Source organism: Camelimonas fluminis (assembly GCF_014656355.1).
Taxonomy (GTDB): Bacteria; Pseudomonadota; Alphaproteobacteria; order Rhizobiales; family Beijerinckiaceae; genus Camelimonas; species Camelimonas fluminis.
This window is the reverse complement of the sequence record NZ_BNCG01000004.1, coordinates 190,774-202,983: the sequence shown is the minus strand read 5'-3', so window position 1 is coordinate 202,983 and position 12,210 is coordinate 190,774. Positions and strand designations below refer to the sequence as shown.

The window sequence follows — 12,210 nt, the reverse complement described above, 5'->3', positions numbered from 1 at the left end:
CCCGGAATGATGGAGCAGGTCCCGGTCAGGGACCGATGACAGGGACATGACGCAGATGAGCACCGGCATGGGAAACCGAGGCAACGGGCCTGAGGCTGGAAGCGCCAGGGAAGCGGCGCGCCCCACGGCCCGCCACTCGGCCGCTGGCGTGCGGGCCGCGCGCCCGGCGCGATTGCCAGGAACCCTGACCATCCTGCGCACCATGATCAGCAACCCGATCGAAGGCTGGCCTCCGGAGGTGTACGAAGCGCCGCTGCTGAGATCGTCCCAGGTGGGCCGCCCCTGCCTGTTCGTCATGGCGCCGGAGCTGGTGCACGAGGCGCTGGTCGAGAAGGCCGACATCTTCGTCAAGGACAAGGTAATGCGCCGCACCCTCGGGCCAGCGCTTGGCGAGGGCATTCTCACCTCCAATGGCGCGCACTGGCGCTGGCAGCGCCGGCTGGCCGCCCCGGTGTTCCGTCATGACCGGGTGATGGGCATGGTCCCGGCGATGATCCGCGCAGCGGAGGCTACGGCGGAGCGCTGGGCCGGACAGCAGGACCAGCGCGTCGACGTCGCCCATGAAATGATGCGGACCACCTTCGACGTCATTGCCGAAACCATGCTCTCCGGCGCTCCTGACATGGACGTGGAGCGCGTCGCCGAAGCCATCACCGATTCACTTGACAGCATCGGCTGGCCGCTGGCGCTGTCGTTGCTGGGCGCGCCCAAATGGATGCCGTATCCTGGCAGCCGGCGCGCCGCCGCTGGCCGCGAGTATCTGCGCGGCTGCATGCAGGCGGCCATCGACGCGCGCCGCGCCGCCAGCGGCGTGGGACGGGACGCCGATCTCACCAGCCTGATGCTGGAAGCTGCTGATCCGGAAACCGGCCAGCAGATGACAGACGAGCAGATCATCGACAATCTGCTTACCTTCATCGCCGCCGGGCATGAAACCACCGCCCTGGCGCTCACCTGGTCGTTCTGGCTGCTCAGCCAGTATCCGAAAGCGGCGGCGCGACTGCGGGCCGAGGTGGAGGCGGTGGCGCCCAATGGCGTCACGCCGGAGAATATCGACCAGCTGGTTTTCACGCGGCAGGTGCTGCAGGAGGCCATGCGGCTTTACCCACCGGCCGCCGTCATCGTGCGTTCGGCGACAGAAGACACGACCCTCGGCGCCGAGCCTGTGCTGAAGGGCGAGGCGCTGATTTTCCCGATTCACGCCATCCACCGCCACCGGACCCTGTGGGAGCAGCCCGACGCGTTCAATCCGGATCACTTCGCACCGGAAGCGGTGAAGGCGCGACCGCGCCATGCGTTCATGCCTTTCGGCGGCGGCCCGCGCATCTGCATCGGCATGATGTTCGCCATCCTGGAGGGCGTCGCCATTCTGGCCACCCTCGCCCGCCGTTTCGCGCCCGAGCCGGAAATTCCCATGACGCCGGAGCCGCAACTGCGCATCACCCTGCGCCCGCGCGGCGGCATGCCAATGCGGCTGAAGCCGTCGGGCGACGCCGGGGTCTGACAGTTCGCGCAGCACGACGAAAGGGCGCGGATGATCCGCGCCCTTCCCGTCTGCGCAAGGCCCTCGCCAGGCCTCAGCGCTTGACGATTTCACCTGAGGCGATGTCGCGCACCGAGCCGTCCTCCAGGTTGATGCGGTAGACTTCCCGGGTAACGTTGCCGGAGAAGCCCAACTCGACGATCGACACGGTGTCGAACGTCGTGGGGACGCCTTCGGGAAGGATGGCGTTGAAGTGGGCGGCGAGACCGTCCATCGTCGCGTTAATCGCCGGGGTGAATGGCTTCGTGCTGTAAACCAGCGTGTTGTGCGGGTTGTGCGTCCGGGCTTCCTTGCCGTCCTTCGTCACATTGACGCCGCTGACGCCCACTGTGCGCACCAGTTCCTTGCCGGCCTCGCCCATCTTCGCATAGACCGGGCCAGTGACCCGCGGCAGCGGACCATCGCGCAAGGGCGCCAGAGCGGCTGTCGCCGCAGTGTTGTAAGCCATCAGGGTTTCATACCCCGGGCCTTCTTTCACGACGCCCAGATCCAGCCACCAGGGGCTGCCCGCGCCCTTGGCCGCCTCGGTCGTATAGAATTTCTTCAGTTGCACCTGCACGGGGGCCGGCGGCCTGGGCAAGGCCGCCAGCATGCGCTCCGGGGTTTTCTCATCCGGGTTATGAATGTGGACCACGGTGACGTGGGGAATGTTGGAGCGGATGGCTTCCGTCTCCAGCCCGAGAGCGAGCAGCTGCTCCTTCAGCGGACCGGCGACCGTGGCGTTGAGCTTGCCGACGACGGCTTCCGGCAGCGTGAACACCAGCCCCCAGGTGCGGACGTGCGGCCGGAACGCCTCCTGACCAATGGCGCTGTTGTCGATCTGACCAGCGTTCCCATCCGCGGCCAAAGCCGGCGCCGCCGCAAGGCCGGCAATCGCCGTCATGGCCAGCAACGCGCCCATACCTGCAAACCTGTTCCGCATGTCCCATTCCCCATTTTTCTGGCGGCGAATCGCGTTCACCTGCGAGCGAGAAGGAGCACGCGCGTACAAAAGCCAGATGACGGCCGTTGCTCCTGTGACTTTCGCAACAATTCTGTGACCTGACGGGGTAACAATCCCCCAGAACCAACAACATCGGGACACACGGCATGAGGCGGACATTCTGGGTAGCGACGGCTGTGGCGGTCGCTGGCATTGGCTTCCAGTCCGCGCCGCTTGCCGCCGGCGAAACGCCAGTGAACCAGGCAAGCGACAGCTATTTTCAGGCGGCGCGACGGGATCTGCAGGGCATCCTTGCCCGCAAGCCCGTGCAGGGCCGCGCCCGCAACGTCATCCTGTTCATTGGCGACGGCATGTCCGTGCCCACGGTGACGGCCTCGCGCATTCTGGAAGGACAGCGGCGCGGCGTTGACGGTGAGAGCAACTGGCTCACCTTCGAGCGCCGGCTGCCGAACGTGGCGCTCTCCAAAACCTGGACCCATGACGCCCAGGTGGCGGATTCAGCCCCCACCGCCACGGCGCTGGTTTCCGGCGTCAAATCGGTGAACGGCACGCTTGGCGTCACCCGGCAGATCCGCCGCGGCGATTGCGACAGCCAGAAGGCGGCGGCGGTCACCACCCTCTTCGAACTGGCGGAACAGGACGGGCGCGCCACCGGCATTGTCTCCACCGCCCGCCTCACCCATGCCACGCCGGCCGCCGCTTACGCCAAATCGGCCGACCGCGACTGGGAGAACGACACGGAGGTTCCGGCGGCGGAAAAGGCCAAGGGCTGCAAGGATATCGCCGCGCAGATGATCGAATGGCCGGCTGGCGACGGCTTCGAGGTGATGCTGGGCGGCGGTCGCGCCAACTTCCTGCCGAAGGAAACGCCGGATCCGGAAGACCGGAAACGCACGGGCGCCCGCGCCGACGGCCGCAATTTGGTCGAGGAATGGCGGCGCAGACGAAATGACGCCGTTTATGTGTGGAACCAGGCCGGGTTCGACGCCGCCGACCCGGCCAACACCGGGCGGCTGCTCGGCCTGTTCCAGCCCAGCCACATGCAATATGAGGTCGACCGGACCAGGGACAGGGCCGGCGAACCGTCGCTGGCCGAGATGACAGGCAAGGCCATCGACATCCTGTCGAAGAATGAGAATGGCTTCGTGCTGATGGTCGAGGCCGGCCGCATCGACCACGCGCACCACGCCGGCAACGCCTGGCGGGCGCTCACCGACACAATCGCCCTGGACGCGGCGGTGAAGACGGCGCTGGACAAGGTGAAGCTTGACGAGACCCTCGTGGTGGTCACCGCCGACCATAGCCACGTATTCACCATGGCCGGCTACCCGCCGCGCGGCAATCCGGTGATGGGCCTCGCCGGCAAGGGCGCCGACGGCAAGCCGTACAGCACGCTGGGTTACATGAATGGTCCGGGCTCCAGCCAGCCGGCGGCGCGCGAGGAGCTGGACGCCAACAAGACCAGCGATCCCGACCACCGGCAGCAGGCGCTGGTTCCATTGAAATCGGAAACCCATGGCGGCGACGACGTGGCGATCTATGCCGGCGGCCCCTGGGCGCACCTGTTCCAGGGCGTCATGGAGCAGAACGTGATCTTCCACGTCATGGCCTACGCATCAGGCCTTGGCCAAGACAAGGCCCCGAGCGGGACGGAAAACACGCAGCAGCCGGGCAAATAAGCCCATCCGTCCAGCCCCGCCTTGTCGCCTTGCCTGCCCTGCCTGATCGTCAATCCTGGGCTCTTGCGCCGCGATCGATGGCGCGGCGCACCACGGCGCGCACGTCCTTGTTGGACAGGAACACGTCGTGGCCAATGACGCCCCAGCCATAATCTGAGGCGTCCACCACCTTGACGCCCAGCGGTTCGAGCTGGGCGCGCACGGAGGCGCCAACCCGCGAGACGCCGCCGGCGAGCTGGCCGGAGACCGCCAGCGCCCGGTCCTTCGTCGAGCCGATCACCGTGATATGCGAGGCCAGCGGCCCGATGCGCTTCAGCGAGGTGGCGAACAGGTCCACGTCGATATCCGGCGCCGCCAGCACGATGGCGCCGATGCGGGCGGCAAGATCGGTGGAGCCGCTGAGCGCCCAGAGCTGGCGCAGGGTCTCCAGGGTCAGCAACGCGCCCATGGAATGGGCGATGATGTTGAGCTTGCCGCCGCTGGGGCTGCGGCCCAGCGCCTCGAACACGTCCTGCAGGGCGTCACGCGACCACATGGCGCTTTCACGGTCGTAGCCATAGTCAATCAGCGCGTCTTTCGACGGCCAGGAGAAGGCGACGGTCTGCCCGTCGAAATCAACGCCGCTCGCCAGTTCATGGGCGTCCAGCACGCTGGTTTCGAATGAGGTCTTGTAGCCGTGAACGTAGAACAGCAGGTCATGGCCCGCCACGGCGCCGGCCAGGGTGGCGACGGGATCGTTCGGCCCCAGCCCCTCGACGCTCACCAGGCTCCAGCGGCCGGTCACGGTCGAGACCGCCCTGCCCAGCAGGGACTTGCCGCTGTCCTTCAGCACCGCCTTGACGACGCGGGTGCCGCCGGAGCGCTGCCAGCTGAACCAGGGGCGCTCCTCGGCGCCCTCCACCGGCTTGCGGTTGGTGACGACGTAAACGTCCGCATCGCCTTCTGCCGCCAGAGCCGGGCGGGCCATGGCGAGACCAGCCAGCGCGCCGCCGGCGAGCGCGAGCAGATTGCGGCGATTGATGCGGAGCGGATCGGTCATGACAATTCGGTGCAGTTGAATCGGAAGCGGCGCACAACGCGCCAGCATGTGGGCGCCATCATGGCGCCGCTGGCCTCCGAACGGCGTCTGGCGGGCTGGCCGGAATCAATCCACCGGGTTATGGCTGCTTCAGGCGCCGGCGCCCGACGCTGTTGCGACTGAAGAACGACATGAACCAGAACGACATGAACAAAAGCGAAATGGGGTGAATGTTGGCCTGTCCCCTTTCTCCCGGGACCCCGATCAACTGAACCAGAACCTACTCTGCCTTTTTTGATTTGGCGCATTTTCCTGACGCAGGGCGGCGTAGACCCGCTGGAAAATGCTCCCGGAGCGAACATGACCGTCCAGATTGCCCCCCGCCCTCCGGCCATTGACGTCGCGAACCTCGCCGAACGGCTGGTCGCCGGCGACCGCGCCGCGCTGGCGCGCGCCATCACGCTGGTGGAATCACGCCGGGAAGATCATCGCCTCGCCGCCCGCCAACTGTTGCAGATATTGATGCCCCGCACCGGCGGCTCCATCCGTCTCGGCGTTACCGGCGTGCCTGGCGTGGGCAAATCCACCACCATCGACGCGCTCGGCTCCAACCTTACCCAGGCTGGCCACAAGGTGGCGGTGCTGGCGGTCGACCCGTCCTCCACCCGCACTGGCGGCTCGATCCTCGGCGACAAAACCCGCATGGCGCGGCTGGCGATCGATCCCAACGCCTTCGTGCGCCCGTCGCCGAGCGCCGGCACCCTGGGCGGCGTCGCCGCCAAGACCCGCGAAACCACCCTGCTGTGCGAGGCCGCCGGCTTCGACGTGGTGATCGTCGAGACCGTGGGCGTCGGCCAGTCGGAAACCACCGTCGCTGATCTGACCGATTTCTTCCTCGTGCTGATGCTGCCAGGCGCCGGCGACGAATTGCAGGGCATCAAGAAGGGCATCATCGAGATGGCCGACATGATCGCCGTCAACAAGGCTGACGGCGACGGCCTGAAGCGCGCCCGGGCCGCCGCCGCCGAGTATCTGGCGGCGCTGCACATTCTCGCGCCGGCCTCGAAGGTCTGGTCGCCGCCGGTGGTCACCATCTCCGGCCTCGCCAACACCGGCCTCGACAAGATGTGGGAGAACGTGCTCGATCACCGCCGCAAGCTCGACGCCGCCGGCGAATTGCAGGCCAAGCGCCGCGCCCAGGAAGTGCGCTGGATGTGGACGCTGGTGGAGGAGCGCATGCACGCCCGCCTGCGGCGGGACCCGGCGGTGCGCGAACGCGTGCCGCAGATCGAAGGCGCGGTGCGCGCCGGCGAGCTGACGGCCACAGTCGCCGCAGAAGAAATCTGCGAGCTGGCCGGTCTGGGCTGAGGCTTTCGAAACCGGGCGCAAAAAAGGGGCCGCGCGGGCCCCTTTTTCATATCCGGCGCTGGCGACGATCGCCGCTTCAGAGCGGTGATTCCAGATGGCCGCCGTCGACGGTGATCACCTCGCCAGTCATCCAGCTGGAGGCGTCGGTGGAGAGCAGCAGGATGGCGCCGTCGAGGTCGGCCTCCTTGCCCAGCCGGCGCATCGGCACGCGGCGGATCATCGCCTTTCCCGGCTCGGTTTCGAAGAAATCGCGGTTGAGATCGGTGAGGATATAGCCTGGCGCCAGCGCGTTGACGCGAATGCCATGGCGGGCCCACTCAAGCGCCAGCGCTTTGGTCATGTGGATGACCGCCGCCTTCGAGGCCGCGTAGGGCAGGATGGCCTGGGCGACGCGATAGCCCGTGATCGAGGCGATGTTGACGATAACGCCGCCGTGCTCCGCATCGCGCCAGCGCCGGCCAGCCTCGGCGCACACCAGCCAGGCGCCCCGCAGATTGGTGTTCACCACCTCATCGAAATCCGCCGCCGACAGATCCATGGCCAGCGCCGGCCGCGAAATGCCAGCGTTGTTGACAACCACGTCGACCGGTCCCTGGGCGGCCTCGGCGGCGGCGAATGCCTGGGCGACCGATTCCTCGCTGGTGACGTCCAGTGAAACGGCGTGCGCCCGCCCGCCCTTCGCCTGCAACTCGGCCACCAGTTCAGCCAGCTTGCCGGCGTTGCGGGCCGCCACGGTCACCACCGCGCCGCAGGAGGCGTAAAGCCGCGCGAAATGCGCGCCAAGGCCGCCCGAGGCGCCGGTGATGAAGACATGTTTGTTGCTGACGAGCGCGCCAAGGTCCATTGGTGTTCCCCTTGAGATGTTCCCGCGTGATGGTCCGAACCGGCCGGCCGGCTGTCACGCTTCCAGATCCGCCGGCGCCGGAGAGCCAATGCAGGACCAGAGCGCTCCCATCGCAACGCCGGTCCGCCAGGTCAAGCTGGCGGGCCACACGATCCATGTCAGCGATGACAAGCCGACGTTCTGGGCCAGGGTTGGCGCCGGCGCCTGGGAGCCCGGCGCCCTGGCGGCCATCAGCGCGCATGTGAAGCCGGAAAGCTGGTTTCTTGACCTGGGCGCCTGGGTCGGGCCCACGACCCTGCTGGCGGCGCGGCTGGGCGCGCATTGCATCGCCGTCGAAGCTGATGCACAGGCCCTGCGGGAATTGCGCGGCAACCTTGCCGCCAATCCGGCGCTCGCAGCCCGGGTCACGGTGATCGACCGGGCGGTCAGCCCGACGCCAGCGCCCGTCACCCTCGCGGCGCGGCGCAAGCCTGGCGACTCCATGTCCAGCGCCCTGCTGGCGCAGCAGGCTGACGTGGAGCGCGTCCGGTGGACCGTCGACGCCGTGACGCCAGCGCAACTGGCGGCGCTTGTTCCCGCCCATGCGCCGCTCTTCATCAAGCTTGATATTGAAGGCGGCGAATTCGCCCTGGCGCCGCAGCTGACGCCGCTGCTGCAACGGAGCGGACCGACCCGCGTCCTCGTCTCCTTCCATCCTGGCGTCCTGCGGGAAACCGGAGCGCCAGAAGGCGACATTCGCGCGCGCACGGCGTTGGCGCTTGCGCCTTTCGCCGGCTGGCGCAGCGAGGAGATCGATCCCCCGACGCCACATCAGATGGACGGCGCGCCGCCTGACCCGCAATTGATCGCGAACGGTCAGCAGAGCGACAGCTGGCTGTTCGCCCGCCCTGGGCCAGGACCGGACTGACGCCCAACCCCGGCGGCCTGACCCATCAGGTTTCGGTGAAGGCGGTTTGGTGAAGTGGTCGGTGAAGTCCTGACGGCGCAAGGCATGTCCGGGGAGATGCCTTGCGCTGACGTGAGCCTGGCGGGTCGCGGATGCGTCTGCAGCTTCACGCCCTGACGCTACAGGTCAATCGCGGCCCTCGTCCCGGCGCCGCCCCTGGCGGGATCGCGCGTGGCGCCAAGCCCGATATTGCGCGCCAGCTGCGAACGCATCTCGGCATAGTTGGGCGCAACCATGGGATAATCCGCCGGCAATCCCCATTTCACCCGATATTCCTCGGGAGAAAGTCCATAAGCGGCGCGTAGATGACGTGTCAGCGAACGATATTGCTTGCCGTTTTCAAAGCAGACGATGAAATCCGGCGAGATGCTTTTGCGGATCTGCGCGGCGCTGAGCGTCGCGGCCGCCGGCTTCACGGCGCGCGGTCCCTCACCAAGGCCTGATAGCGCCGCATGCACGGAAGCGATCAGCCCGTCGAGCTCTCCAGGCGCAACGCTGTGATTGGAAAGATAGGCGCAAATAATTTTCGTCGCCAGCTCACGAAGCCCGACCTGCAATTCATTCATGAAGCACCAGAATATTTTTAAATAAATAATGTATATTCATGCATAAATATCAATAATTCAAAATTTGTCAACATGAAATCTATATTTACCTAATTCAATCGAACTGCATAAACATAAATCAAGAAAGCATTCGCTCCTGTCTCGACAAATTTTGATCCGACAACACCAGCGCGCTCGACCTGGTTAACCCCAGACCAACGCCTGTCGCCGCGACCAGATCGCGCCGCGAATGATGGACCGAAAGGTTGCGATGGCGGGACGCCATACCCGCTCAGTGGCGTCAACAATGCCGCCTGGCTGGCGCATACGGCTTCGCGCTCCGGCGCCGGCCAGGGGACGGCGCCCGGATGATTGAACCGGGGGAGCGCACGGCGACATCGGGAACACGGAACGGATCAGGACCATCGGCTCGTCAGCGGGCATGCCGGCGCCTGTTTCCATGGCCAGGCTGAGCGGCGGGACTTTCCTCGTGGAACCTGGCGCGACGCGACTGACTTCAATTCTGGAGACCCGATTCTCTGAAACCTGGTTTTCACCGCCCAGACTCCGGGAGAAACATGATGATGTCCCCTCAGCCCACTCCGGGCGCTCCGCCCTCCACACCGACGCGCCCGCCAGCGCCGCCTGAGGCTCCGCGGCCAGCCGAACCGCCGGGTTTTCCGCCGCCCGTGTCCGTTCCTCCCCCGGAAGAGCCGCTCCAGATTCCGCCCTGCGGGCCGCAGGAGGCGCCTCCCGGGGAGACTGGCCGAGGCGCTGCCGGCCGCTTCGCGATGAATCCGCACGCGACGGCGGATGGCTTGTCGGGACGAAGCGGTCGCCGCCGCGATTGACGCCCAGGGCCCTATTCCGCCATGCCGGGCGTTTTCATGGCCGCGAACGCCGCAAGCGCCCTTCGCCTGCCGCCATCAAGGTCTGGCGTGCGCCTCCCTGACGACCTGGCGCGCCATGAACGCGGCGCCGCGCTGGCAAAGCGTTGCGCGCCTTCCGAGGTTTCCTTCAGCCAGTAGTCCCGGTAACGGCCCTCGCCGTCAAACTTCGCGGCCTGGGTTTGGGGATTGAAAATGCGGAAGAACGGCGAAGCATCCGGCCCACATCCGGCGACCCATTGCCAGTTGACGGCGTTCGACGCCGGGTCCCAGTCAGCCAGCGTCTGGCTGAACCAGTCGACGCCAACGCGCCAGTCCGTCAGCAGGTGCTTCGTCAGATAGCTCGCGGTGATCATGCGCACGCGATTGTGCATGCGGCCTGTTGCGTAGAGCTCGCGCATGCCCGCGTCGACCAGCGGCTCCCCTGTTTCTCCGCGCCGCCAGGCTTCGGCGTCCGCGTTGTCTTTCCGCCATGGGAAGGCCTCCCACGCCGGCCGCCAGCTGTGCGTGTCCATATCCGGGAAGCTGGCGCAAAGCTCCCGGGAAAACGCGCGCCACGCCAGTTGCCGCAGAAATGGCTCAACGCCCGAAACGCCTTCGTGGCTGGCAAGCAACGCCCTGCGCCAGATCTGTCGCGCGCTGATTTCACCAACCGCCAGCGCTTCCGAGAGTTCCGACGTCGCGCCGGCGCGCCATGGCTCCTCCTTGTACAGGGCGTAGCCGGCGACGGCGGCGTTCAGAAACTGATCGAGACAATCATGCGCCTGCCGCTCGCCCGCGCGGAAATGACGGTTTAGAATGTCCCAGCCGCGCGCCATGGCCGTGCGGGCCTCCGGCCAGTCGACCGGATCGCTTGCCGGCCAGTTCTGCGGCGCCGTCAGGACAGGGGCGGCCAGCGGCTCACTCACGTCGCTTTGCCGGAGCGCCTTCCAGAACGGCGTGAAAACCTTGTATGCGCCCCCGCCGCCAGGGCGTCGGCGCAGCTGGGAAACGAGGTCGCCCGGCGAATGAAAATGGATCGCGGCCGGAGCAAGGCGCGCGTTGAGTCCGTCATCGCTGGCGAAAGGAAAGCCCGCCGTGGCGTGAATGGACACGGCCCCCGTCTCGCGCAGCAGTTGCGGCAACACGTGGGCGGCGCTGCCGCGCCGGATAACCAGCCGGCTGCCCTGCTCCGCCAGATCTCTGGCCAAATGAGGCAAGGACGCCGCCTGACGCGCGGCGGAGGCGGGGCGTCGCGCCGCTTCGTCCGGATCCAGGATCACCAGTGGAATCACCGGACCACGCCGCGCGGCGGCGACGAGAGCGGGATGATCATGAAGGCGCAAAACCCGCCGGAACCAGCAGATCGATATCATGTGGGTGAATTTCTTTGCGTCATTGGCTCCCCTTTGAGCTGCAATCTGGCTCGGGACAAGGGCGCGTCCGCAATGCCGTCGCCCCAGGTCGCTGGCCTTCCCCGGACGCCCGGGCCGCCCTGCGTCTCATGGTCGGTCTGGCGCATCTGGCTCCACCCCGACCAGCGGCACGAACAGGACGCCCTCCAGATCCTGCTCCTCATAGTGGTCTTCGGTTCGCCGGATGATTTTCTTGAGGCGCTGGCCGTCGTGGCCGCCAACAGGAATCACCAGCCGCCCGCCTGTCGCCAGCTGTTGCTTCAGCGCCGCAGGGACCGATGGAGCGCCAGCTGACACCAGGATTGCGTCGAATGGCGCATGATCGGGCAAGCCGCGGGCGCCGTCACCCGTCAACACCTGCACATTCCGGTAGCCCAGGGCGGCTAGCCTCTGACGGGCCAGGGCAGCCAGCGTTTCAAGGCGCTCGACCGCATATACCTGTTTGGCAATGAGCCCGAGGACAGCGGCGGCGTATCCAGAGCCCGCCCCGACCTCAAGAACGCGATCTCCGGGCCGGACCCCGGCCGCCTCGATCATGGCCGCAACAATATATGGCTGGGAGATGGTCTGCCCCTGGCCGATTGGCAGCGGCATATCCTCGTAGGCGAGGTCAGCCATGTCGGCGTCGACGAAGCGCTCCCGCGGCGCCTGCGCCATCGCCCTCAGGACGTGGCTGTCGCGGACGCCGCGACGGGCGATCTGCGTTTCGACCATCCGCCGGGCCTTGCTGCGGTGATCCGTCATGGCTCCCCTTCCAGCCGCCGTCGCCTTGGCCAGGCAGGCAAAACCTGAGCCTCCATCCGGCGCGGCGCCTGTTCTATTTCCAAACGCGCGTCGCGGGCAGGAAGGTCCGCGAAAAACCCGGCTCGGCTGGCGGTGCGCTGGCCCGGGCCATCAACACCAGACGCCGCCCGGTCTGTCGCCGGCCGGCGCGCATGTCGGCCATCCCGTGTGAAACCCCGCCTGTGATTCAGCAGGCGCGGGAGCTGGCATGGCTGTCGGGCAAAAGAAAACCGCCCCGAAGGGCGGCTGAAGGCGGGTCT

The 12,210-nt window shown here is 66.9% G+C and carries 10 protein-coding genes; 4 read left to right on the top strand and 6 right to left on the bottom strand.

From position 1 onward, the window contains the following. The first annotated feature begins 46 nt into the window (after nt 1-46). On the top strand, nt 47-1,504 hold the full coding sequence (locus IE243_RS07950) for a cytochrome P450 (RefSeq protein ID WP_244642959.1): 1,458 nt from the start codon (nt 47-49) through the stop codon (nt 1,502-1,504). 73 nt (nt 1,505-1,577) lie between these two features. Here IE243_RS07950 and IE243_RS07945 read toward each other — a convergent pair whose 3' ends face one another. Then, nucleotides 1,578-2,465 carry a hypothetical protein gene (locus IE243_RS07945; RefSeq protein ID WP_210319810.1) on the bottom strand — a complete coding sequence of 296 codons (888 nt, stop codon included), beginning with the start codon at nt 2,463-2,465 and terminating at the stop codon, nt 1,578-1,580. A 167-nt stretch (nt 2,466-2,632) separates the two neighbouring features. Here IE243_RS07945 and IE243_RS07940 point away from each other — a divergent pair, with 167 nt between their 5' ends. After that, nucleotides 2,633-4,165, top strand: a complete 1,533-nt coding sequence (locus tag IE243_RS07940; RefSeq protein ID WP_191318816.1) for an alkaline phosphatase family protein — start codon at nt 2,633-2,635, stop codon at nt 4,163-4,165. 49 nt (nt 4,166-4,214) lie between these two features. Here IE243_RS07940 and IE243_RS07935 read toward each other — a convergent pair whose 3' ends face one another. Next, nucleotides 4,215-5,204 carry an alpha/beta hydrolase gene (locus tag IE243_RS07935; protein WP_191318815.1) on the bottom strand — a complete coding sequence of 330 codons (990 nt, stop codon included), beginning with the start codon at nt 5,202-5,204 and terminating at the stop codon, nt 4,215-4,217. 339 nt (nt 5,205-5,543) lie between these two features. Here IE243_RS07935 and meaB point away from each other — a divergent pair, with 339 nt between their 5' ends. Beyond that, nucleotides 5,544-6,551, top strand: coding sequence for a methylmalonyl Co-A mutase-associated GTPase MeaB (meaB, locus tag IE243_RS07930; protein ID WP_191318814.1), 1,008 nt, complete (start codon nt 5,544-5,546; stop codon nt 6,549-6,551). Nucleotides 6,552-6,627: 76 nt separating this feature from the next. On the opposite strand, the gene IE243_RS07925 is transcribed toward meaB, so the two are convergent. Further along, complete coding sequence (locus IE243_RS07925; protein ID WP_191318813.1) at nt 6,628-7,395, bottom strand: SDR family NAD(P)-dependent oxidoreductase; 768 nt, start codon at nt 7,393-7,395, stop codon at nt 6,628-6,630. 88 nt (nt 7,396-7,483) lie between these two features. On the opposite strand from IE243_RS07925, the gene IE243_RS07920 reads away from it, so the two are divergent. After that, on the top strand, nt 7,484-8,302 hold the full coding sequence (locus tag IE243_RS07920; RefSeq protein WP_191318812.1) for an FkbM family methyltransferase: 819 nt from the start codon (nt 7,484-7,486) through the stop codon (nt 8,300-8,302). 158 nt (nt 8,303-8,460) lie between these two features. On the opposite strand, the gene IE243_RS07915 is transcribed toward IE243_RS07920, so the two are convergent. From IE243_RS07915 to IE243_RS07905, 3 genes are all read right to left on the bottom strand, one after another. Then, complete coding sequence (locus IE243_RS07915) at nt 8,461-8,907, bottom strand: Ros/MucR family transcriptional regulator (RefSeq protein ID WP_191318811.1); 447 nt, start codon at nt 8,905-8,907, stop codon at nt 8,461-8,463. Between the two features lie 841 nt (nt 8,908-9,748). Next, a complete protein-coding gene (locus IE243_RS07910; RefSeq protein ID WP_191318810.1) occupies nt 9,749-11,128 on the bottom strand; it encodes a cryptochrome/photolyase family protein in 1,380 nt (459 codons plus the stop codon). Nucleotides 11,129-11,254: 126 nt separating this feature from the next. Continuing rightward, nucleotides 11,255-11,911: a protein-L-isoaspartate(D-aspartate) O-methyltransferase gene (locus IE243_RS07905; RefSeq protein WP_191318809.1), complete on the bottom strand. Its 657-nt coding sequence runs from the start codon at nt 11,909-11,911 to the stop codon at nt 11,255-11,257. Nucleotides 11,912-12,210 lie beyond the last annotated feature (299 nt).